The organism is uncultured Shimia sp. (genome assembly GCF_947493595.1).
Taxonomy (GTDB): Bacteria; Pseudomonadota; Alphaproteobacteria; order Rhodobacterales; family Rhodobacteraceae; genus Shimia.
This window is the reverse complement of sequence record NZ_CANLRL010000001.1, coordinates 20731-43634: the sequence shown is the minus strand read 5'-3', so window position 1 is coordinate 43634 and position 22904 is coordinate 20731. Positions and strand designations below refer to the sequence as shown.

General features: G+C 58.8%; 24 protein-coding genes. 13 read left to right on the top strand and 11 right to left on the bottom strand.

What is annotated here, in order from left to right; genetic code table 11:
* Window positions 1–34 precede the first annotated feature (34 nt).
* The 7 genes from lnt to miaB form a co-directional block, all read right to left on the bottom strand.
* Entirely contained in the window at window positions 35–1540 is a 1506-nt protein-coding gene (lnt, locus tag Q0955_RS00225) for an apolipoprotein N-acyltransferase (RefSeq protein WP_299418560.1), read from the bottom strand.
* Window positions 1533–2429: a hemolysin family protein gene (locus Q0955_RS00220; protein WP_299418558.1), complete on the bottom strand. Its 897-nt coding sequence runs from the start codon at window positions 2427–2429 to the stop codon at window positions 1533–1535. Before Q0955_RS00220 ends, lnt begins: the two co-directional genes overlap by 8 nt.
* Before the next feature lie 27 nt (window positions 2430–2456).
* Window positions 2457–2972, bottom strand: a complete 516-nt coding sequence (gene ybeY / locus Q0955_RS00215; RefSeq protein WP_299418557.1) for an rRNA maturation RNase YbeY — start codon at window positions 2970–2972, stop codon at window positions 2457–2459.
* A gap of 67 nt (window positions 2973–3039) precedes the next feature.
* A complete protein-coding gene (locus Q0955_RS00210; RefSeq protein WP_299420981.1) occupies window positions 3040–4065 on the bottom strand; it encodes a PhoH family protein in 1026 nt (341 codons plus the stop codon).
* Window positions 4066–4247: 182 nt separating this feature from the next.
* Window positions 4248–4547 carry a hypothetical protein gene (locus Q0955_RS00205; RefSeq protein ID WP_299418555.1) on the bottom strand — a complete coding sequence of 100 codons (300 nt, stop codon included), beginning with the start codon at window positions 4545–4547 and terminating at the stop codon, window positions 4248–4250.
* Between the two features lie 12 nt (window positions 4548–4559).
* Entirely contained in the window at window positions 4560–5066 is a 507-nt protein-coding gene (locus Q0955_RS00200; RefSeq protein ID WP_299420978.1) for an OmpA family protein, read from the bottom strand.
* Between the two features lie 307 nt (window positions 5067–5373).
* Window positions 5374–6708: a tRNA (N6-isopentenyl adenosine(37)-C2)-methylthiotransferase MiaB gene (miaB, locus tag Q0955_RS00195; RefSeq protein ID WP_299418553.1), complete on the bottom strand. Its 1335-nt coding sequence runs from the start codon at window positions 6706–6708 to the stop codon at window positions 5374–5376.
* Window positions 6709–6830: 122 nt separating this feature from the next.
* On the opposite strand from miaB, the gene Q0955_RS00190 reads away from it, so the two are divergent.
* Together Q0955_RS00190 and Q0955_RS00185 are read left to right on the top strand one after the other, a co-directional pair.
* Window positions 6831–7700 carry a hypothetical protein gene (locus tag Q0955_RS00190; RefSeq protein ID WP_299418551.1) on the top strand — a complete coding sequence of 290 codons (870 nt, stop codon included), beginning with the start codon at window positions 6831–6833 and terminating at the stop codon, window positions 7698–7700.
* Window positions 7691–9229 (top strand): phosphatidylserine/phosphatidylglycerophosphate/cardiolipin synthase family protein, encoded by a 1539-nt coding sequence (locus tag Q0955_RS00185; protein WP_299418549.1) that lies wholly within the window; start codon window positions 7691–7693, stop codon window positions 9227–9229. Before Q0955_RS00190 ends, Q0955_RS00185 begins: the two co-directional genes overlap by 10 nt.
* A gap of 4 nt (window positions 9230–9233) precedes the next feature.
* Here the strand turns inward: Q0955_RS00185 and Q0955_RS00180 are convergent, their stop codons facing one another.
* The gene (locus Q0955_RS00180; RefSeq protein ID WP_299418547.1) at window positions 9234–10217 is read right to left on the bottom strand and encodes an NADPH:quinone reductase; all 984 of its coding nucleotides are present in this window, start codon (window positions 10215–10217) and stop codon (window positions 9234–9236) included.
* A gap of 87 nt (window positions 10218–10304) precedes the next feature.
* The gene (gene irrA, locus Q0955_RS00175) at window positions 10305–10721 is read right to left on the bottom strand and encodes an iron response transcriptional regulator IrrA (protein ID WP_299418545.1); all 417 of its coding nucleotides are present in this window, start codon (window positions 10719–10721) and stop codon (window positions 10305–10307) included.
* 180 nt (window positions 10722–10901) lie between these two features.
* On the opposite strand from irrA, the gene fabA reads away from it, so the two are divergent.
* The 6 genes from fabA (at window position 10902) to fabB (ending at window position 16829) form a co-directional block, all read left to right on the top strand.
* Window positions 10902–11408, top strand: coding sequence for a bifunctional 3-hydroxydecanoyl-ACP dehydratase/trans-2-decenoyl-ACP isomerase (fabA, locus tag Q0955_RS00170; protein ID WP_299418543.1), 507 nt, complete (start codon window positions 10902–10904; stop codon window positions 11406–11408).
* A 458-nt stretch (window positions 11409–11866) separates the two neighbouring features.
* On the top strand, window positions 11867–13021 hold the full coding sequence (locus tag Q0955_RS00165; RefSeq protein WP_299418541.1) for an ABC transporter substrate-binding protein: 1155 nt from the start codon (window positions 11867–11869) through the stop codon (window positions 13019–13021).
* 70 nt (window positions 13022–13091) lie between these two features.
* Window positions 13092–14153 (top strand): iron ABC transporter permease, encoded by a 1062-nt coding sequence (locus tag Q0955_RS00160; RefSeq protein ID WP_299418539.1) that lies wholly within the window; start codon window positions 13092–13094, stop codon window positions 14151–14153.
* Window positions 14150–14950 (top strand): ABC transporter ATP-binding protein, encoded by an 801-nt coding sequence (locus Q0955_RS00155; RefSeq protein WP_299418537.1) that lies wholly within the window; start codon window positions 14150–14152, stop codon window positions 14948–14950. The genes Q0955_RS00160 and Q0955_RS00155 overlap by 4 nt, the downstream gene beginning before the upstream one ends.
* A gap of 83 nt (window positions 14951–15033) precedes the next feature.
* Window positions 15034–15441, top strand: coding sequence for a GFA family protein (locus Q0955_RS00150; RefSeq protein WP_299418535.1), 408 nt, complete (start codon window positions 15034–15036; stop codon window positions 15439–15441).
* Between the two features lie 158 nt (window positions 15442–15599).
* A complete protein-coding gene (gene fabB, locus Q0955_RS00145) occupies window positions 15600–16829 on the top strand; it encodes a beta-ketoacyl-ACP synthase I (RefSeq protein WP_299418533.1) in 1230 nt (409 codons plus the stop codon).
* A gap of 61 nt (window positions 16830–16890) precedes the next feature.
* Here fabB and Q0955_RS00140 read toward each other — a convergent pair whose 3' ends face one another.
* On the bottom strand, window positions 16891–17946 hold the full coding sequence (locus tag Q0955_RS00140; protein WP_299418531.1) for a nitronate monooxygenase: 1056 nt from the start codon (window positions 17944–17946) through the stop codon (window positions 16891–16893).
* Window positions 17947–18229: 283 nt separating this feature from the next.
* On the opposite strand from Q0955_RS00140, the gene Q0955_RS00135 reads away from it, so the two are divergent.
* Window positions 18230–18559 carry a hypothetical protein gene (locus Q0955_RS00135; protein ID WP_299418529.1) on the top strand — a complete coding sequence of 110 codons (330 nt, stop codon included), beginning with the start codon at window positions 18230–18232 and terminating at the stop codon, window positions 18557–18559.
* A 59-nt stretch (window positions 18560–18618) separates the two neighbouring features.
* On the opposite strand, the gene Q0955_RS00130 is transcribed toward Q0955_RS00135, so the two are convergent.
* On the bottom strand, window positions 18619–19047 hold the full coding sequence (locus Q0955_RS00130; RefSeq protein WP_299418527.1) for a peptidylprolyl isomerase: 429 nt from the start codon (window positions 19045–19047) through the stop codon (window positions 18619–18621).
* A gap of 141 nt (window positions 19048–19188) precedes the next feature.
* Between Q0955_RS00130 and Q0955_RS00125 the strand changes: the two genes are divergently transcribed.
* Genes Q0955_RS00125 through Q0955_RS00110 form a run of 4 tightly spaced genes read left to right on the top strand, consistent with a single transcriptional unit; the run spans window position 19189 to window position 22904 of the window.
* The gene (locus tag Q0955_RS00125) at window positions 19189–19884 is read left to right on the top strand and encodes a haloacid dehalogenase type II (RefSeq protein ID WP_299418525.1); all 696 of its coding nucleotides are present in this window, start codon (window positions 19189–19191) and stop codon (window positions 19882–19884) included.
* On the top strand, window positions 19885–20730 hold the full coding sequence (locus Q0955_RS00120) for an alpha/beta hydrolase (RefSeq protein WP_299418523.1): 846 nt from the start codon (window positions 19885–19887) through the stop codon (window positions 20728–20730).
* Window positions 20727–21701, top strand: a complete 975-nt coding sequence (locus tag Q0955_RS00115; protein ID WP_299418521.1) for a threonine/serine dehydratase — start codon at window positions 20727–20729, stop codon at window positions 21699–21701. Before Q0955_RS00120 ends, Q0955_RS00115 begins: the two co-directional genes overlap by 4 nt.
* Window positions 21702–22904, top strand: a complete 1203-nt coding sequence (locus Q0955_RS00110) for an endonuclease/exonuclease/phosphatase family protein (protein WP_299418519.1) — start codon at window positions 21702–21704, stop codon at window positions 22902–22904.

The following is a 22904-nucleotide window of genomic DNA, read 5'->3' as shown; positions in this document are numbered from 1 at the left end:
TTCCAGTCTGCCTTACGCCTCCGTCACCGAAGGGTCAATGCGTTTCGCGTCGACGCAGTAAAAGCCCGGTTAATAAGAGCAGCACAACCACAATGGCGATCGGCAGATCCCCGACCTTTGCATACAACGTCTTGGGCTGCGCTACTGGCAACGCCACATCCAGATACCCGGCCGTATTCAGCGGCAAGGCGTCCAGCACACGGCCTTTGGCATCAATCACCGCGCTCACGCCTGTATTGGCCGCCCGCAACACCGGCAGGCCACTTTCAATGGCCCGCATCCGCGCTTGGTCCAAGTGCTGATACGGACCAGAAAAATTGCCAAACCAAGCATCATTGGTCAGGTGCAATATGAAATCCGGACGTTCTGGCGCGGCGCGTACATCTTGCGGAAACACCGCCTCATAACAGATCAACACCAAGGCTTTGCCCAGAGCGCCCAAGTCCAGCACATCCGCACCAACACCGGGCGAGAACCCATCCCCATCGCGGCTGGCCAATCCTTGGATGCCAATCTTGCTCAACAGGTTGCCCAGCGGGATGTATTCCCCAAACGGCACCAGATGGTGTTTGTCATAGGTCTGCGTCACGCGGCCCGCGGCATCCATCAACACCACCGCATTGAAAATCCGCGTGCCTTCCGCTCGGTTGATCCCCAACACCACCGGCACATCCCCTGCAGCGTCAGAAATAATCCCCAAAGTCCTTGCAGCATTGTGCAGCCACACCGGCACCGCGGTCTCCGGCCAGACAATCAGATCCGGCCGCTCTTCGCCCGCGCGGGTGAACTGCACCAGACGTTCAAAAAAGACACCAGCGTATTGCGGATCCCATTTCTGATGCTGCGGCGCATTTGGCTGAACTAAGCGCACCACGGGACGCGCGCTCGGCACCTGTTGGTCCGCCTCCCCCAAAGGCACTGCCAAGGCCACAACGCCCAGCACTGCCAGACCAATTTTGATGGCAAAACGCCTGTCATACACCAGCGCGCGCGCCAAACCCCAGGCCACAAGGAAAAACACCAGGTTCAACCCGTGAGGCCCCATGAACCCTGCGCTCTGCGCCACCAGCTTGTCGACCAACACATAAGACGGCATTGCCCAGGGAAAGCCGGTGAACACATAAGCCCGCACAAGCTCCGCCAGCGTCAGCGTCAAGATCACAGCCCAGCCCGTTTTACTGACCCACTTTGCCCCCCAGAACGCCACCGCCCAGAACAGCGCCAACCCCATGGACAGGAACAGGATCGCAAACGGTGCCATCCAGCCGTGCACCAATGGGTCGACCAGAAACGGCTCCACAATCCAACTCAGCGACAGCGCAAAATAACCGGTGCCAAAGCCCAGCCCAAACACCGCGTCTGAAAACCCGCTTGCGGTGATCCGCAGCATCGCAAAGGCCGCTGCAAATCCCAAAAGTGAGAGCAACCAGAGGTCAAATGGAGAATGCCCCAGCGCAGCGATCACACCGACGACACCGCCGGTGCAAAACGTCTTCCAGGGAACAGCCCGCATCCGGCGGCGCAAAGCGCCGTCAGCCATCCTGTACCACCACAGACGGGCTTGGCAGGAACACCCGCAAGCGTTTGATCCGGCGTGGATCCGCGTCCACCACCTCAAACTCCACGCCGTCCGGGCTCTCGACCACCTCGCCGCGCGCCGGCACATGCCCGGCGAGCATAAATACCAGCCCGCCCAGGGTGTCGATCTCCTCAGGGTCGACCTCCTCGTGGTGGCTTAACGACCGGCCAACGGCCGCTTCAAACTCATCCAAAGGTGTTTTGGCCAATGCCAGGTAACACCCCGGCTTTTCCTCCACAAAGAGATCAGCCTCTTCCACGTCGTGTTCGTCTTCGATTTCCCCAATGACCTGCTCAATCAGGTCTTCGATGGTGACCAAGCCGTCCACACCGCCATATTCGTCAATCACCAGCGCCATATGGCGCCGCTCTGCTTGCATCTTTGTCAGCAAAACGCCAATCGACATGCTTGGCGGCACAAACAACAGCGGCCGCAACACTTTGGTGATATCAAAATCCTTGGCGTTGTCGCCGTTAAACCCGTGCCGCAAAGCAAAGTCTTTCAGGTGTACAAACCCCACTGGCGTATCCAGTGTGTTTTCATACACCGGCACACGGGTCAGCCCACTGTCACGAAACAGCTGCACAAGCTCGGTTTTGGTGATGGTGGTGGGCACCGATTGAATATCGGCTTTGGGCACGGCCACGTCTTCCACCCGCATGCGGCGCAGGTTCATCATACCATGTGCTTGCGGCACCGGCGTATTGACGGGAGCCGGGCGTTCTTCCACGGCGTCTTGTGTGTCACTCATACCAAACAGGCGGCTGATCCAACCTTTTGGTTTACTATTCTGGCCTTCCGGCTGCGCGCTTGGCGCTGCGTTAGAAGATCCGTCTGCACTGTCGCCCATGGGCCCTTTCCAAGGTTTAACGCGGTCTTATAGCCGCTGGTTGTGATCATATGGGTCCGGCAGACCCAGTTTGCCAAGTATGGTGGTCTCTAAACCTTCCATCAAAGTGGCATCTTTGTCACGCACATGATCATAGCCCAGCAAATGCAGGGTGCCATGCACCATCAAATGCATCACGTGATCCGCCATGGGTTTGCCCGCCGCCTGCGCTTCCCGCGCGCAGGTGTCATAGGAGATCGCAATATCTCCCAACTCCTCAGGCATGTCCGGAAAACTCGGCTCTGGCAGGTCCGGCACATCCCCGTCGGTGGCAACACCGCGTTCGTCGCTGGGCCAGCTCAAGACGTTGGTGGCTTTGGCTTTGTCGCGAAAATCTGCATTTAGCACCCCAATGCGCGTGTCATCACAGGCCAGTACCGCAATCTCAAACGCCTCAGCCGCCATGCCAAGATGCGCCAAAACCGCCTGCGCCGCGGTTTCGGCCAGCGTTTCAAACGCCACCTCGCTCCAGCGGCCGTCTTCTATAATGGTGTCGGTCAGCATTGTCCCTGCATCGCGTGGGGGCTGACGGCCCCCACACCCCCGTGGATATTTTTAGTCAAATGAAGGGTCAGGATTTGGTGTCCTTATTTTTCAGCGCCCGCATGGCATCGGCGTCATAGGCTTTGATGATGGCGGCCACAAGCGGGTGACGCACCACATCATCCGCTGTGAAGTAATTGAAGCTGATGTTTGGAATGTTGCTCAGCAAACGCTCCGCATCTTTCAGCCCTGAAGGCACCCCACGAGGCAGGTCAATCTGGCTGCGGTCGCCAGTGATTACCATACGGCTGCCTTCACCCAAACGGGTCAGGAACATCTTCATCTGCATGGTGGTGGCGTTCTGCGCCTCATCCAGCACCACAAAGGCATTGGCCAAAGTCCTGCCCCGCATGAAGGCCAGTGGCGCAATTTCGATTTTCTTTTCTTCGATCAGCTTGCCCAGCTGTTTGGCCGGCAGGAAATCATTCAGCGCGTCATACAGGGGCTGCATGTAGGGATCGACCTTGTCTTTCATGTCACCGGGCAGATAGCCAAGCTTCTCGCCGGCTTCGACCGCAGGACGCGACAGAATAATCCGATCCACCTGGCCGGAAATGAACATGCTCACGCCAACGGCAACCGCCAGATAGGTCTTGCCCGTACCAGCCGGGCCAATGCCAAAGGCCAATTCATTGTCAAACAGCGACAGCACGTAGGCTTTCTGGGCATCGGTGCGCGGCTCGACCAGCTTTTTGCGGGTTTTGATTTCCACCGCGCCGCCTTTGAACATCTCAATCTGATCGCCGTCCCGCACGCCGGTGTCTTCTTCAGAGCCGCCCATACGAATCTCGCGATCAATGTCGCCGCCCTCAACAGATTTGCCACTTTCCAAACGGGTATAGAGCGCGGTCAGAACTTCAGCCGCCTCGGTCTGGGCGGCCTCTTCGCCATGAATGTCGAGCAGGTTTCCCCGTCGTAGGATCTGCACCCCCAGTTTCTGCTCAATATCCGCGAGGTTGCGATCATATTCGCCGCAAAGCTCGATCAGCAGTCGGTTGTCCGGAAATTCCACCGAGGTCTTTTTCGGCGTATCGGATGAAGGCGGTGGGGTCATGGTGCCAGTGGGCAATCACATCTCCTGTGAAGAAGGTTACATTCCCATGGTGCCAAGTTGCGCGGGGAGTCGCAAGCGCGGGGGCGTGAATTTTCCGTGACGGACGCACAGCAAAGGTTTCGCGCAAAGAAAAAGGTCGCCGAAAACTCCGGCGACCTTCTGAAACGTTTAGCCGTTGTGCATCAAATCCAGTCGCCGATGCCCTGCCCAGCTTTGAACGGGCCGGTGGCCACGCCGGGAGGGGCTGCGCCGGAGCACACGGGCTTACCGTAGGGGTCCAGACGCTGGGACAGGTAACCTTCGACGCCGTCGTCGATGATCCAGTGGTCACAGCCGTTTGGATCCACCCAGACACCGGCAATCAGATTGCTGAGGTGGCCATCGTCGGTGAAGTTGTCCACGGTCTTATCAACCTTGTTGTCGACACAGGCCGACACGCTCACTGCGAGGCCGAGAAGCAGAACGCTTTTGGTCAGTTTCATATCGCCTCTCCCTTAGCGCAGACAGATGATTTCGACACGGCGGTTCTCCGCCATGCCAGCCGACGTACGATTGGTGGCGCGCGGCATACGCTCGCCATAGCCACGCACATCGGCGACGCGGGCGCCGGTGCTGCGGGCCACTTTGGCCACGGCATTGGCGCGGTTGTAGCTCAGGCGCATGTTGTAATCGTCGCTTGCGCGGCTGTCGGTGTGACCGGCAATGATGAAGGCCGACGCAGTAGAACTATTAAAGAACTCAGCCAAGCGCTGACGGTTGGCCGTATTGATCGCGTATTTGTCGGTGGCAAAAAATTGGTCAGAGTTCATCACACCGCAGACGTTGCCACGACGACACACAGGAATACCCTGACGGTTCACGTGCGGGGTCATATACCCTTCGACACCATCGTCCATCACCCAGTGCTCACAGCCGTCCGGATCAACCCAAACCGTTGGAACGTATGGTTGGCCCAGAACAGTGCGTTGGTTTTGGGCCGCAGCGGGCTGAGCAATGGCCAGAAGCGCAACACAGGCAGCCGCCGCACCTCCAAGCGCCGCCCGCGCCGTATTTTTGATTTTGATCGCCACAGCGAGTACCTCTCCTATCCCCCGAAAGCTATTTTCTTGAAACAGTGTTCGAAATCAAAGCTTTCTCAATCCGTTCAAGATGCACCGAGTTGCCTCTCATGTGAAGAAGAAATCCTTAATTCACGCAAGGCGAGACCTAAAATATGTCCAGAATGTGTCACGCGCGCCCTACTCAAAGCAGAACGCGCGCATCAATATTCTCAAATTAACCAAGATTGTTTCCGACGTAGCGTCAATCTCAGATCAGGACACCCCCAAGAGAGTTGGCCGCGCTTTCCACGATTCTCACGCGTTTGATGTCACCGATTTGCCCCGCCGGATCAGTCACATAGACCGCGTGCAGGTAATCGGACTTGCCAACCATCTGCCCCTCCAGGCGCCCGGTCTTCTCATACAGCACATTGACTTCTTTGCCGACCATGCTGTCCTGAATCTCTTTCTGCTGCTGCCCAAGCAAGGCTTGCAATCGCTGCAAACGGTCGTTGGCCTCGTCCGCATCAACCAGCGGACGCTCCGCGGCAGGTGTACCTGGGCGCGTCGAATATTTGAAACTATAGGCTTGCCCGTATTTGACCTCGCGGATCAGGTCCATGGTGTCCTGAAAATCCGCTTCGGTCTCTTCTGGGAAGCCGACAATGAAGTCACCAGACAACATCAGATCCGGCCGCGCCGCACGGATACGTTCGATCAGCTTGATATAGCTTTCCCGATCATGACTGCGGTTCATACGTTTCAGGATCTTGTTGGAGCCCGACTGCACCGGCAGGTGCAGATACGGCATCAGCTTCGAGCAAGTGCCATGTGCCTCGATCAGGTCGTCCATCATGTCGTTGGGGTGGCTGGTGGTGAAGCGAATACGCTCCAGCCCGTCGATTTTATCGAGCTCCCAGATCAACCCGGCCAGAGTCATGTCGCCGCCACTGTGCGCGCCGTGGTAGGCATTCACGTTCTGCCCCAGCAAGGTGATTTCCCGCACACCGCGCTCAACCAGATCCCGCGCTTCCGTCAGCACACGGTCCACCGGGCGGCTGACCTCGGCGCCTCGAGTGTACGGCACCACACAGAACGCGCAGAACTTGTCACAGCCCTCCTGAACCGTCAGAAACGCCGCGGGCTGTCGTTTTGCCTTGGAGCGGCCTTTGAGTTTCTCAAACTTGTCTTCTTCCGGGAAATCCGTGTCCAGCGCTTTCACGCCTTCCTGTGTCTTGGCTTCCATCTCCGGCAAGCGGTGGTACGCCTGCGGTCCAACCACCAAGTCGACCATTGGCTGACGGCGCATGATCTCTTTGCCCTCGGCCTGCGCGACACAGCCTGCCACGCCAATTTTGAGGTCCGGTTTATCGGCCTTCAGCCCCTTGAACCGGCCCAATTCCGAATAGACCTTTTCCGCCGCCTTTTCACGAATGTGGCAGGTGTTGAGCAGGATCATATCCGCATCATCGGGTTTATCGGTGGTCTCATACCCCGCCCCACCCATGGCCTCCGCCATACGCTCACTGTCATAGACGTTCATCTGACACCCGTAGGTCTTGATGAAGAGCTTCTTTTTCTCAGCGGTGGTGTTGTCAGACATGAGACTTATCCTGCAGCGGTTTCAAGCCGTCTCCCTACAGAAAACGAGGGGCGCTTGCAATGCGCTCGCTTTTAGCGGATTTTGAGCGCAACAAGGACAAAAACACGAGAAATGGGCCGCGCATGACATACGACTCGGTGGAGCAGTTTCTGCGCGAAGGTCAGGCCAATCTGGTCAAGGGCCCGGTCGCACTGATCTTTGTGGAAGACGATGTAGAGATCGAAAGCACGCTCTATCATCACCTCGATCTTGGCTTCAAAAAAGTCATCGTTTTTATGCCTGCCGCCTTCCCTCTGTCTGCCGAACTGGCGGAACAATGCCCGCGCATCACGATGGACGCCCCGCGCGGCCAGCCCATGGTAGACGCGATCAACAAATTCATCGAAGCAGCCCCATCACTTTGGCTCTACTACTGCTTCAACGCCGAGTATCTATTCTTCCCGTTTTGCGAGACCCGCGGCATTGGCGAAATGCTGGCTTTCCACACCGAAGAGCAACGTGACGCGATGCTGACCTATGTGATTGACCTCTATTCGCCGGACCTTAGCGTCACCCCCAACGCCGTGTCGCTGGAGGATGCTCAGTTGGACCGCTCTGGGTATTATGCATTGGCTCGCCGCGACGCTGACAATCACGACCACCCAAAAGAACGGCAACTGGATTTTTTTGGTGGTCTCCGCTGGCGGTTTGAAGAACACATTCCAGCCAACAAACGCAAGATTGACCGCATCTCGATTTTCCGTGCCAAACCCGACCTGCAACTGCGTGATGATTTCACTTTCACGGACGAAGAATACAACACCTACGCTTGCCCTTGGCACAACAACCTGACAGCGGCGGTTTGCTCCTTCCGTACAGCCAAGGCGCTCAAGGCCAACCCCGGGTCCACTTTCGACATCAACGAATTCACGTGGCACAACTCTGTGCGCTTTGACTGGCACTCGCGTCAGCTTCTGGACCTCGGCCTGATGGAACCCGGCCAGTGGTTCTAAGTAAACAAACCAGACGACTTGCAGCACTCCTTGCGGTCTCGACCGCCCTCGCCGCCTGCGCCAAAGTCCCGTTTGACGCCCCGCGCACGCCATCATACGCCCTCACCGCCGATACATCTTCAGACGCGGTTAGCCGCGCCGTCACCGCCCAAACCGGCGCGCAATCCGCCTATTTCGAGCTCACCAACGGCACCGACGCACTAGGCGCGCGCTTGCGCATGATTGAAAGCGCGAAGCACAGCATCGACATTGCCACCTTCCTGATCAAACCGGACACCGCCAGTGGCATTCTCACCCACCGCCTGTTTGACGCCGCCAACCGCGGCGTGCGGGTGCGGCTCTTGGTGGATGACGTCTTTACCACCGCCGATGACACCGACCTCGCAGTGCTGGACACCCACCCCAATATCGAGATCCGCATATACAATCCCAGCTCACGCAACGCCCCCAAAGCCATGGGGTTTCTCTGGGATTTCAAACGTGTGAACCGGCGCATGCACATCAAGACCTTTGTGGTCGACAACGACATGGCCATCATCGGCGGGCGCAATTTTGCGGATGAGTACTACGAACTCAAACCCACCGAAGTTTTTGCCGACTACGACCTCGCGGTCTTTGGGCCGGAAGCAGCCGAGATCAACCCGATCTTTGACACCTACTGGAACGACACCTACGCCATCCCCGTTGCAAACCTGCGCGCCAAATCCGCGCCGCAGCCGCCGCGGATCACCCTGTCGGATTGGGCCTATGACCCCTACAGCCCAGAAGTTGCCGCTTACACCAAAGCGATCAACGCGCCTTATTTGCAAGACATTGCCAACCGCAGGGTTGCCCCATTCCGCGGCACCTCGCGCATCATCGCCGACACTCCACAAAAGCTGCGCAATCCCGATGGCAAAGGCCCGCACATCCTCGGCGAAGCTTTCTTTGCCGCCATCGGCGAGGCCAGATTTCACGTCACCCTAATCAGCCCCTATTTTGTGCCCGAAGACTACGGCGCGCGTTTCTACGCCAATCTGGCCCGCTCGGGCGTCAAACTGCGGATCGTGACCAATTCGCTGGCCTCCACCAACCACGCCTATGTGCATGGCGGCTACGCCCGCCACCGCGCTGATCTTTTGGCCGCCGGAGTGGAACTGTATGAGCTGCGCCACGACGCCATCGAGGCGCTCAACTTGACCGACATAAAAAACCCGCCGCACATCACGCTGCACACCAAGCTCGCCGTGATCGACGACACCTCCGTGCTGGTTGGCTCCCTCAACCTCGACCCACGCTCGATCAAGACCAACGCCGAGATTGGCCTCCTCGTGCAAAGCCCCGCTTACGCAAGAACCATCCTGAACAATTTGGAACAAAACCTCGCGGACTTCGCCTACAAGGTCAGCGCCGAGGACACAGGTTTGCAGTGGACGCATCAGCCCAAAGAAGTTGCGCCCACGGTGGTCACCAAAGACCCGGACGCAGGTCTCTGGCGGCGGTTCATGTCGGTGCTACCCCAATGGTTTGGTCTCGAAGGGCTAACTTAACGAGTCAGCACTTCACCAACACAGCCCCGGTGCGCCCACCGGCCTCCACCAACTCATGCGCTGCGGCCGCCTCTTCAAGGTCGAACACATTGGGCGCGTCCAGCTTCAAAGCCCCGTCCGCAAAGGCTGCATGCAACCGCGCAATCGCCGCCTCCCGTGCTGCCAGCGGCAGGATGTAAATCAGCGAGATATCCAGCTTCAGCGCCTTGAACAGCATCGGCCCAAACGGCATTTCCGGCGCCATGTCCTTGGCAGATCCATAAGCCGCAATGGTGCCCAACGGCTTCAACACCTCGGTCAACAGCACCAAGTTCGGCCCAAGTTCGACTTCCACAACCCGATCCACACCACCGCCACTCGCGGCGAGGGTATCCGCTGCCAATGTCGGGCTGGCATAGTCAAACACATGTGATGCACCGGCAGCTTTTACCCGCTCCACATCCCGCGCGCCACAAGTGGCAATCACAGTCGCCCCGCCCCAAGCCGCGAGCTGTACCGCGAGATAGCCAACCGAGCCTCCGCCGCCAGACACCAATACGGTCTGCCCGGACACATCGCCGCCCCCAAACACCGTCTGCGCCGCCGTCAGCCCCGGTATGCCCATCACGGCACCGTCTTCCAGCAACACGCCATCAGGCAAGGCCACCGCCTGTTCTGCCGGCACAGCGACATACTCAGCACAGGTGCCAAACGGCCGCTGCCATTGCCCGTTCCAGAGCCAAACGCGCTGACCAACACGCGCTGCATCAACGCCGTCACCCACCACCTCAATCACGCCAGCCCCATCACTATGCGGTACAATCACCTCAAACGGCGGTTTGGTCACCCCCGGGCGCGATCCGCTGCGCGCCTTGCAATCCGACGGGTTCACGCCGGAATAGGCCACCCGCACCAACACCTCACCGGCCCCCGCTGTTGGTGTTGCCAGATCCTCAACCTTCAACACGGCTCGCGCAGGCCCAAAGCCCCGCCACGTCACTGCTTTCATGCCATATCCTCCCTGCTTAGGGCCCATGCTGTCACAGGCCCAAATCAAGGACAATTGCTCTCAGAAAGGTTTGACCCAGCGTCGCGCTCAGGTCCGGCGTAAGCGGATCACCACGTCGATCTTCGAAATCTCCGCGCCCTCAGGCGCGCCGGGCAGCTTGGAGATCTCCAGCTCTTCCGCAGGCGCATCGGTCAGCACACGGTCGTCTTCCCAGAAGAAATGCGGGTGGTCTCCGGTGTTGGTGTCAAAATAGCTCTTGGAGCCATCCACGGTGATTTCCTGCATCAACCCCGCGTCACAAAACGCCCGCAACGTGTTGTAAACCGTAGCCAAAGACACGCGGTCCCCATGCTCACGCACTGAGGCAAACAGGCTTTCTGCCGTCACATGGCGGTCCTGGCCATCGCCCACCAAAAGCGCCGCCAACGCCACGCGTTGCCGGGTTGGGCGCAGTCCAGCGGAAGCGAGCCATTGGGTGCCGTTGCGAAGTGCCTCAGTGGTCATAAATCTTATCCTGTGCGTCAGCTGCATATTTAGCGCAATCCGCACCACAATTTCAAATGAAAATGAGTCGCAAACATATTTGCAGCCCACCACCCCGCCGCGACTGTTGCCTTGCAGGACCACGCTGGCAGATGATAAAGCAGGCAAAAGCAACACCAAAATGACAAGGGACCTCCCAGAATGGCCGACTATCCCACGAGCTTTGACAAAGACGACCTGCTGAAATGCGCCCGTGGCGAATTGTTTGGTCCGGGTAATGCGCAACTGCCGCTGCCCCCCATGTTGATGATGGACCGCATCACCGACATCTCCGCAGACCGTGGCGAATTTGGCAAAGGCCACGTTGTCGCTGAGTTCGACATCACCCCGGACTTGTGGTTCTTCGAATGCCACTTCCCCGGCAACCCAATCATGCCCGGCTGTCTTGGCCTTGACGGCCTATGGCAGCTGACCGGCTTCAACCTTGGCTGGCGCGGCATGCCGGGCAAAGGCATGGCCATGGGCGTGGGCGAAGTGAAGCTCAAAGGCATGGTCAAACCGGACCGCAAAATGCTGACCTACCACGTGGATTTCACCCGCATCATCGACCGCAAGCTCAAGCTCGGCGTGGCCAACGGCAAAGTCTTTGCCGACGGCGAAGAGATCTATGAAGTGAAAGACATGAAGGTTGGCCTGGCGGCAGAGTAAGCTGCGCGACGGACCACGGGCTGTCCACAATCGGCCCAAATGACAATTTCAAGCTCCCGAAGATGTCTTCGGGAGCTTTTTGATTTTAGCTTCTTTGTCTCCGCATTACAGATAATTGGTCAGCCGGCGCGCTCAAAATCCATAGTCCAATTTGTTTCCCATGTCGCGCCACCATCATTGGACATCGCTCCCCCCCAAAAAACTGCCTCAGGACTGCGCGCCTCTTCATCACGGAATTTGGCAATCGAGACGCAAAGCAATTTCGAACAACACATGTTTTGTGCTGGTACGTCCAGATTATCGAGCCCCACAGCCCTCTTACTAAGCAAATTTCCGGGCAAATTCATTCGTTTGTGCCTGATGGTAAAAGCCACAACCAATACTTGACTCTTTTAGTGCGCTAATGTCATTTACGCGCAGATCGCGACTCTGATCGCGACACATCCAAGGAGAGACCCATGAAAGTCAGTACACTGACACGGGGTCTTTGCTCCGCTGCCGCAGCTATGACGTTTACCCTAACGTCCGCCACGATCGCCCTCGCAGAGACCATCACCGTCACCGACGTCGCAGGCCGCGTTGTCGAAGTTGAGAAAAACCCATCCAAAATTGTCATCGGCGAAGGCCGCATGATCTATTCCATTGCGGTTGTGGACCAGGAAAACCCGTTTGAGCGCGTTGTTGGCTGGAAAGACGACATGGTCAAATATGACCCGGACGCCTACCGCAAATACCTCGCCAAATACCCCGAAATTGCCGACCTCAAGAGCTTTGGCAGCCCCTACTCTGATGAGTGGAACCTAGAGGCCGTGATCACTCTGGGCACCGAAGTTGTGTTTATGAACCTCGGCAACCTGCTCAAGGCACAGGAAAGCGGCATCATTGAGAAACTCGAAGAGGCTGGCGTGGCCACGGTCTTTGTTGATTTCCGACAGAACCCAACAGAGAACACCGTGCCCAGCATTCAGCTGATGGGGCGCATTTTTGACAAGCGCGACAATGCGGACGCCTTCAGCGATTACTATCAACAGCAGATGAAAAAGATCTATTCCCGCGTAGAACAGATCCCGGTGGAAGACCGCCCCATTGTTTTCATTGAAAACGCTGCGGGCTATAACCCCAACAAATGCTGCAACACCTTTGGTGCTGCCAACCTCGGCCGCCTGGTCGACCTCGCCGGTGGCCGCAACTGGGGCTCTCTGAAATTCCCGGGCTTCAAAACCAGCGTCAGCCTTGAGGCAATCTTTGCGGATGATCCGGAAATCATCATCGGTACCGGAGCCAACTGGTCTGAGGCCAATCCCGCCGCCACGGCCGTGCTATTTGGGTACGAAGCTGAGCAAACACAGGTGCAAGAACGCTTGACCGCGCTGGCCTCCCGCGAGGGCTGGGGCGAGCTATCGGCGGTGAAAAACGGCCGGTTCCACTCGGTCTACCACCAGTTTTACAACAGCCCCTACCACTTCGTCGCGATGCAAGCCTTTGCGAAATGGATGCATCCGGAGCTGTTTGAGGACGTAGATCCGGAGGCCTCCATGAAGGAGCTGCACGATAAGTTCCTTCCGATCGACTACTCGGGCGTGTTCTGGGGCAGTCTGGACGTTGGCGGCTAATCCCCCCCCGCCAACACTCGGCTCCGCAAATTGCGGGGCCGAACACCTTTTTCCTCCGGAGACCTCCCTCGTGACCCTCAATGTTGATCCCGTGGCACTGCGCCACGCCTATGTGGCGCGTGTATCCCGCCGTTACGGCGTCATCGCCGCCGTCTTTGGCCTTCTGTGCCTGAGCTTCCTACTGGACATCACCACCGGACCGGGTGGCTACAGCCTGTCCACCGTTGCCGAAGTGCTGTTTGATCCAATGTCCCATGGTGCGCGATTGAAGGTCATTGTCTGGGACTATCGCCTGCCAGTCGCTGTAACCGCCGTTCTGGTTGGTGCGCTTCTGGCAGTAGCCGGCGCGCAGATGCAGACCATCCTGAACAACCCGCTGGCCGAACCGTTCACCCTCGGGGTCTCCGCCGCCGCCAGCTTTGGAGCCTCGCTGGCCATTGTACTTGGCATCAGTGTCATCCCCGCCGTCGGCCCCCTGCTGGTCACTGTAAACGCCTTTGTCTTTGCGCTTTGCACCTGTGGTTTCATCCTGCTGGCCACCCGCCTCAAAGGGGTGGGTTCTGAAACCATGATCCTTTTTGGCATCGCAATTTTCTTCACCTTCTCCGCCCTGCTGGCGCTGATGCAATACATGGCCTCAGAGGACCAAATCGCCCGCATTGTGTTCTGGATGATGGGCTCGCTCAGCCGCGCCAGCTGGGAAAAGATCGGCCTCGGCACCATCCTCCTTTGCTTTGCCATCCCCTTCAGCCTCTACCGCACCTGGCCAATGACCGCCCTGCGCATGGGCGAGGCCACCGCGCAAAGCATGGGGGTCGACGTTGGCCGCCTGCGGGTGGAAATGCTGATCTGTATCTCACTGCTGGCCGCCACCGCCGTATCTTTTGTCGGCACCGTAGGCTTTGTTGGCCTCGTTGGGCCACATATTGCCCGCATGCTGGTGGGCGAAGACCAACGCTACTTTGTGCCGCTCTCGGCCTTGGTGGGCGCCCTGGTGCTGTCGCTCACCTCGCTGATCTCCAAAACCATCACGCCGGGCATCATCTACCCCATCGGCATCATCACCTCGCTGATTGGCGTGCCGATCTTCATCTCAATCATCCTCAGCTCACGACAGGAGCGCCTGCAATGACCCTGACCATCGCCAATCTGTCCGCGGGCTACGGCCGCACCAATGTCCTACAAGACGTGACCGTCAGCAACATCCCCCCCGGTGCCTTTGTTGGCCTCATCGGCCCCAACGCCGCGGGCAAATCCACCCTATTCAAAACCATCGCCGGGCTGATCACCCCTACCAAAGGCGCCATCAGCATCGCTGGCGAGGACGTCACCCAACTGGGCCGCAAAGACCGCGCCAAACGCGTCGCCTACATGCCGCAAGCTTACGGCTGCAACGCGCTGCTTTCGGTGTTTGAAAGCGTATTGCTCGCGCTCAAACAAACCACCGGCTGGCGGGTGAACGACGACAACCTCGACCGCGTGTCCGACACATTGCACGCCCTTGGCCTGTCCCACCTCGCCAACCGAGGCGTCGCGGATCTCAGCGGCGGACAGGCACAAATGGTCGCAGTCGCCCAAACCATCGTGCGCGCGCCTGATGTGATCCTGCTGGATGAACCCACCAGCGCGCTTGATTTGCACCACCAACTCTCGATCCTGACCTCAGTCCGCAACGAGATGGACCGCAAGAAACCCGTGGTCATGGCCGCCCTGCACGATCTCAATTTGGCAGCCAAATTCTGTGACCGCTTGGTGCTCCTGCGCGACGGGGCCATCCTGGCGGATGGCAAACCCGAGCACATCCTCGCCCTGCCCCAGATCGAAGAAACCTACCGCGTGCTCACAGACCTGGAGCGCACCCAGCGCAACGTGCTCTATGTGGATGCTCGTCTGGCCCACGAAGGCACGGTGGGCGCACTACACCATTAAGTGAACCGTCAGAAGAAACCTTGATGGATTGCGCCATTGCCGTACTCTCGCCGGGCAATGGTGCGAACAGCGAAGGACATCCCATGACAAAACTCACAGGTCACTGCCTCTGCGGCGAAATTTCATATGAAGCGGATGGCGATGTGCCGGTTATGGCAAATTGCCACTGCACCGCCTGCCGTCATTCCACCGGCAGCGCTTATGCCACGCTGATGTTTATGAAGCAGGATGACGTGAAAATCACCGGCACTCCGAAAACCTTCTCACACGGCTCGGATGCAGGCACCACAATGACCAAACACTTCTGCGGCACCTGTGGCACGCCGCTTTTTACACAAAACTCCGCCCGCGAAGGCATGTTGGGCATCCGCGCTGGTAACATCAAAGAACAAGAAGAGTTTGCCCCTAAGGTGAACGTCTACGTGTCCAGCAAATTGGACGCCACAGTTCTGGAGGACGGTCTTCCCGCATTTGAGAAAATGCCGGGCTGAAGCGGCGCCGCTGGCGGCCTCCAACACCGGGGCTGGCGGCGGCACCAACCATGGGGTCACAAATTTCCCGCCCCTAGGCGACCTGTCGCCACGCCCTACCTTGCGCCGCCCCCCCTTCATCCCCTACATAGTGCTCAACAAACTAAGGGAGAGCGCACATGCGTCGCGTCGTCGTTACCGGACTGGGTATCGTATCCTCGATTGGCAACAATGCCGAAGAAGTCACCGCCTCGCTGAAAGCGGGCAAATCCGGCATTTCCGCCAATGCCGAAATGGCGGAGCACGGCTTCCGCAGCCAGATTGCCGGGCACATCGACATCGACATCAAAGAGCTGGTCGACAAACGCACCCTGCGCTTCATGGGTCCGGGCGCAGCTTACGCCCACATCGCCATGCAGCAGGCCATCGCTGACGCCGGTCTCTCTGACGATCAAGTTGTGAACGAGCGCACCGGTCTTGTGGCAGGTTCCGGTGGCCCCTCCACCTCGGCGATGCTGGTGGCACACCAGACCGTAGCCAAAACCGGCGCAACCAAGCGCATTGGGCCCTTTGCCGTGCCAAAGTGCATGAGCTCGACCATTTCGGCCAACCTGGCGACTGCCTTTAAAATCAAAGGCATCAACTACTCGATCACCTCCGCCTGCTCCACCTCCCTGCACTGCATCGGCAACGCGGCGGAACAGATCATGATGGGCAAGCAAGACGTGATGTTTGCCGGTGGCGGTGAAGAACTCGACTGGACCTTGTCCTGCTTGTTTGACGCCATGGGCGCCATGAGCAGCAAATACAACGACACCCCGGAAAAAGCCTCCCGCGCCTTTGACGCGGACCGCGACGGCTTTGTCATCTCCGGCGGCGGCGGCATTGTGGTTCTGGAAGACCTCGAGCACGCGCTGGCCCGTGGTGCAAAAATCTACGCCGAAGTCACCGGCTTTGCCGCAACATCTGACGGTCACGACATGGTTGCCCCATCCGGTGAAGGCGGCGAACGCGCCATGCGTCTGGCAACAGCGACACTGCCAGAAGACCGCAAGGTCAGCTACATCAACGCCCACGGCACCTCCACGCCTGTTGGCGATGTTGGCGAAGTCGAGGCAGTACGTCGTGTCTTTGGCGAGGGCACCACACCGCCGATTTCCTCCACCAAATCCATGACTGGCCACGCCCAGGGTGCAGCGGGCGCATTGGAAGCAATCTTCTGCCTTTTGATGCTGGATGGCGACTTCATCACCCCATCGATCAATGTGGAAACATTGGACCCGGCCATCAACCCGGGCGAAGTGGCCACCGATTTGGTGGAAAACGCGGGGCTGGACACGGTGATGACCAACAGCTTTGGCTTTGGCGGCACCAACGGCTCCATGCTGCTGTCCAAGTATCGCGGCTAATCAAGCCCCACGAACAAACTTTCTGAAATGCCCCCACGCGGGGCATTTCGCTTTTCTGGGGTCAGGCTTGCGCCGCGTGGAGCTCCGCACCAATGGCTTCCAAAATCTGTGCTGCCCCCCCAGAGCGCACCCGCGCCACGCCGGTGCCCGCCCACTGCGCGCCAAACCCTGTCTCACCGGCTGCCTTCGCCGCCGCGTTGAGCGCCTTGCCCGCATCATAAGTCACCGGATAGTCCGGCACCTTGGCATGTAACCCTTGGCCCAGAGCCACAAAGTCATTCCGCATACACCGCGCCGCGCGCCCTGAGATAGATGTGGTCAGCACCGGCGGCCCCTGCTCCGGGTCCCGCAACGCCGCGCGATAGGCCGCATCCGCCGCCGACTCCGTGCAATCCAAAAACGCCGTACCCAGCTGCGCCGCCGCAGCCCCACGAGCCAATGCCCGCGCCACATCCGCGCCATCCATCAAGCCACCTGCCGCAATCACCGGCAGCTCACAACTCACAGCCACCCGTTCCACCAAAGCCAGTGCCGGCAATGCCTCATCCTCAACATCTGGATCAAACGCCCCGCGATGCCCGCCCGCCTCAATGCCCTGCGCCACAATCGCATCCACGCCCGCCGCTTCACAGGCCCGTGCCTCGGCCACGTTTGTGGCACTGGCAAACACCAAATTGCCCGCCGACTGCAATTCCGCGATCCACGCCTTCTCCGGCAGGCCAAAGTGCAAGCTCACCACCCCCGGCGCTTCTTCGATCAGCATGTCGCACATCGACCGATCCACCACAAAGCTGGTGTAAATCTCATGCAACGCTTCAGGGGGCTTTGCGTCAAACCGCGCAAACGTCGGTGCCAGTGCTGCCAGCCAATCCGCCTCCACATCCGCATCCCGCAGCGCTGGCGCGTGGCAAAACACATTGGCATTAAACGGACGATCCGTCAGCACCCGTGTTGCCCGGATCATCTCCCGCGCACCCTCCACGCCCGCCGCGCCAAGGCCCAGCGCTCCGAGACCACCGGCGTTGCTCACTGCCGCCGCCATCTGGGGTGTCGACACCCCCGCCATCGGTGCCTGCAAAAGCGGCCATTTGAGGTCTAGCAACGCGGTCAAATCCATCTGACGTCCTCCCTTCCCCCACGCTAACGCAGCCCCACCAAAAGAAAAGCCCGTCAAACTACGGGGACAAAGCCCGAACAAAACACTTTCAAAATTTCCAATAACCATCAATCGGTCAACTTTCCCTACCAATTAGACCATTAAAATCAGCCCTTTGCCGGAGCCATGCAAAAAACACATAACGAATAGGCGAATTTGGCACCGATAAACGCCTTGGAGGTTGAGCAATCCCCACAGTATAGACCGCGCATATTTGGTTTTGTCTCTGTGGACTTTTTTGCTAATGCCCATTCCCGCGATCATTCTGGCAGCTTCCGGCCTGGCGCTCCTGGTGTTTCTCACCACCAACGCCTTCACTGGGCGCCCCTTGCTAAAGAAGGCCGAACCCTTTTTGGTAATCCTCAGCCTGGTGATTGTTTTTATCGCCTTGCAAAGCACCATTTCCGACAGCGCAGAACGCCCGCGCAACTTCCGCCCCAAATCAATCTTGCACGAGTTTCAATTCAGCCGACACTGCACAAAACGGTTGGGCGGCGTGGCGACCTTTTCCGGCGACATGGCTTATTGCAAACGCAACGGATTTGTCACCGACACGCAAAATCTCGCACGGTAACCAACACAAAAAGCCCGCCAAAACGGCGGGCTTTCCAAACTACCTCACAAAAGCTCAGCTCAGTTGATCGACACAAGCTCGATGGCAAAGGTCAGGTCTTTACCCGCCAGCATGTGGTTCGCATCCAGCTTCACCACTTCGTCTGTGATCTCCACCACGGTCACTGGCATAACTTGGCCGGTTGGCGATTGCATCTGCAACTGCAGGCCAATCTCAAGCGGGATCTCTGCCGGGATCTGTTCCCGTGGCACATCCTGAATGGCTTCTTCGTGACGCGGGCCATACGCCTGATCCGCCGGGATCTCCGCCACTTTTTTCTCACCAACAGTCATGCCGTCTACAGCGGTGTCAAACCCTGGGATCACCTGACCGGAGCCCAGTGTGAACTCCAGTGGGTCACGGCCTTCGGAGCTGTCAAACGTGGAGCCGTCGCTCAAGGTGCCGGTGTAGTGGATGCGGACGGTATCGCCCGATTTTGCTGCGGTCATAAAATGTCCCATCTGTCAGCTTGCCCCGACCCTTCCAGCCGGCTTGAGCGGCGCACCCTATAGCCCTCACGTCTATTTGTAAAACAGGCCTTTTCGCCCTGCGTCAAACCTGCCAATCTGCCTCCAAATTGGGAGGAAACGATGGCCACCACAACCTTTGTCTTTGACGCATACGGCACGCTTTTTGATGTATCCGCTGCCGCCCGAGAACTCGCCGCAGAGCCAGGTCGTGAGGAGTTTGCCACACACTGGCCCAAGGTGGCGGAGGTCTGGCGCGCAAAACAACTGCAATACACATGGATCCGCGCCATCACCAACGCCCACACAGATTTCTGGGAGGTCACGCAAAACGCGCTCGATAATGCGCTAGACGTCGTGAAACTCAACGCACCGGAGCATTGGGAACTACGTGAACGCTTGTTGCAACTGTACTGGGAACTCAGCGCCTATCCCGAAGTGCCCAAAGCACTGCAAGAGCTCAAAGACGCCGGCATGAACACCGCTATTCTGTCCAATGGCTCCCCCAAAATGCTCGATGGCGCGGTGCAAAACGCCGGCATTGGCCACCTGTTGGACGATGTGCTCAGCGTCGAAGACGTCGGCATTTTTAAACCCGCCCACCAGGTTTATGAGCTGGTCACCAAACGCTTTGACTGCCAACCCGAAGAGGTGATCTTTGTCTCCTCTAATGGCTGGGACGCCGCCGGTGCCGCTGGCTTTGGCTTCCGCTCTTGCTGGGTGCATCGCAACAGCGGCGAACAGGTGGATCGCCTGCCGTGGAAGCCTGAGTTTGTTTTGACCGACCTGAAATTTGTTCCTGATTTGCTGAGACTGTAAATGCCCCATTTCACCACCTCTGATGGCCTGTCGCTCTATTATGACGACACCGGCGGGCTCGGCCCCATTGTGCTCTGCCTCTCCGGCCTGACCCGCAACGCCAGTGATTTTGACTATGTGTTGCCGCATCTCACAAACGCCCGCGTGATCCGCATGGACTACCGAGGGCGCGGCCAATCGGAATGGGCGGAAGACTTCACCACCTACAATCTTGTGCGCGAAGCCCAAGACGCGCTTGGCCTGCTCGACCATCTGAACATCGAAAAAACCGCCATTCTTGGCACCTCGCGGGGTGGCCTGATTGCCCTCACCCTGATGGAGATGACCCCCAACCGCATAACCGGCGTTTGCTTCAATGACGTGGGGCCGGTGATCGAAACCGACGGCCTTGAAGTCATCCTAGTCTTCATCGGCCGCAAGCCGGTCTGGACCACCCGCGCCGAAGCCGCCGAAGCCCTCGCCACCCGCCTGCCCGGCTTCCCCAATGTCCCGGCCAGCCGCTGGGCCGAGGAAGCCGCACACCATTTTGTTGAAACCAACGACGGTCTGAACATCAACTACGACCCCAAACTGCGCAACGCCGTGCTGGCCGAGTTTGATCCCAAAGCCCCCGCAGGCGACATGTGGCCCCAATTCGACAAGCTCAAAGGCCGCCCCCTCGCCGTCCTGCGCGGTGAGAACTCCGACATTCTCAGCCAAGAGACCTGCACCGAGATGCAGAGCCGCGCGCCCATGCTGGCCACCGAGGTCAAAGACCGCGCCCACGTGCCGTTCCTTGATGAGCCAGAGTGCCTCGACGTTCTGCGCCAATGGATTGCCCAACTGCCCGACGGAGAGCCTGCATGAACATCGACATGATCCGCGCCGCCGCTTTGCGCATTAAAGACCACGCCCGCGTTACGCCCGTGCTGACCTCTCCGTTTCTGGATGAAATTGCAGGCCGTCGCGTGCTGGTGAAGGCTGAAAATCTGCAACACACCGGGTCTTTCAAATTTCGCGGCGGTTGGTCTGCGGTCTCTGCCATGGACGAAGCCACCCGCAAACGTGGTGTGATCGCCTTTTCTTCAGGCAACCACGCGCAAGGCGTGGCCGCCGCAGCCACCGCGCACGGCGCGCCTTCCGTTATCATCATGCCGCAGAACGCCCCGAAGCTGAAAATTGACAACACCCGCGCCTTAGGGGCCGAAGTGGTGCTTTATGACCGCGCCGGCGGCGAAAGCCGCGAGCAAGTTGGCGACAAGATCGCCGAAGAGCGCGGCCTTACCTTGATCCGGCCTTATGACGAACCGCAAGTGATCGCGGGCCAAGGCACCGTGGGTCTGGAAATCGCGGCCCAAGCCGCCGAGCTTGGTGTGACCTCCGGTGACGTGATTGCCTGTTGCGGCGGCGGTGGTTTGACTGCGGGCATCGCCTTGGCCTTGGGAGCCGAAGCCCCCAACATGCGCGCGCGACCAGCAGAGCCTGAGGGCTTTGACGACACCGCGCGCTCTCTGGAAACCGGCAGCATCCAACGCAATGCCCATGAGACCGGCTCGATCTGCGATGCCATCATCACGCCGCAACCCGGCGACCTCACCTTCCCAATCCTGCAACGTTTGGTTGGCCCCGGTTTTGTGGTGAGTGAGGACGAGGTGCTTCAAGCCATGTCCCTCGCCTTCAAACGCTTGAAAATTGTCGCCGAACCCGGCGGCGCCTGCGCACTGGCCGCTGCGCTGTTTCATGGCGACAAAATCGAAGGCAACGCCGTGGTTGCCGTCTGTACCGGCGGCAATGTCGACGCCAATGTCTTTGCTGATGCTCTTAAAAGGTTCCCGTAAATGACCAATTTCACCATCGCTTCTTTCAACGTGAAAAACCTGATTGGCCCGGATCAGGAGTATTACACCTTTCAGTCCTACACGCCCGAAGAACACGCCTGGAAAGAGGACTGGACCGCCAGTCAACTTTTCTCCATGGATGCTGACATCGTAGGCTTTCAGGAGATCTTTGATGAACCGTCCCTGCGCGCCGTGATTGCAGAGGCGGACCGCATCGGTGAAGAGTCCAACGAGGCCGTGATCCCTGACAAATCCAAGCGCTACCACCGCAAAGCCATCTTCCGCAAACTCGGCTACACGCCCTATGGCGACGGAGGCCTGTTTGTCGCGCCCAACGTGAACGACACCGGCGAGCCCGGTCATCGCCGCCCCGGCGTTGCCATCCTGTCGCGCTATGGCTTTGCCGAACCACCCGAGATCATCCAAGACCTCGACACCCCCGTCGAAATCCCCTTTCAGGGCCTTGATGGCGACGATTCCGGTGCCTTTGTGCTACGCCGCACCTCGCGCCCGATCCTCAAAGCCCGCATTCCTGTTGGCGACCAAGTCATCACCGTCTTCAACTGCCACCTGAAGTCCAAACTGGGCGAGTTCCCCCGCGATGCAGACGGCAATGCGTCTGAGGCTGACCTCACCAACTATGACCCGCTGGGCCGCGCCATGGGGGCCATGCGCGCCGCCCTGCGCCGTATGGCCGAAGCTTGGGTCCTGCGCCGCGCCATTGTCGATGAGCTCAACCAAGGCCGCCCGGTCATGGTGCTGGGGGATTTCAACGACGGCGAACATGCGGTCAGCTCCGAAATCATCTCCGGCGAAGTGCCCTTCCGCAACTACAGCTGGATGCTGCGGCATGATGCCAAACACGCCAACGACCGGTATAAACGCGCGGAAAACGACGCCATCCAACAGGCCGTCACCTCCGTCCGCCTGACCTCGGCAGAGGCGCTGTTCACCCGCAAATCCCTGCGCGACATGGTCTACACCACCGCCTTTGGAGGGGTTTACGAAAGCATCGATCAAATCTATCTCAGCCAGCACTTCCACCCGGACAACCCGGACCGCCTCGGCGACATGGACTACTTCAGCGTGTTCAATGACCATCTCACTGATGGCAGCCACGCCGAAGCGCCCTACAACAAACTTGCCTCTGACCACGGGCAAATCATGGCCCACATGCGCCTCAAAACCGAAGACCAAGACTGA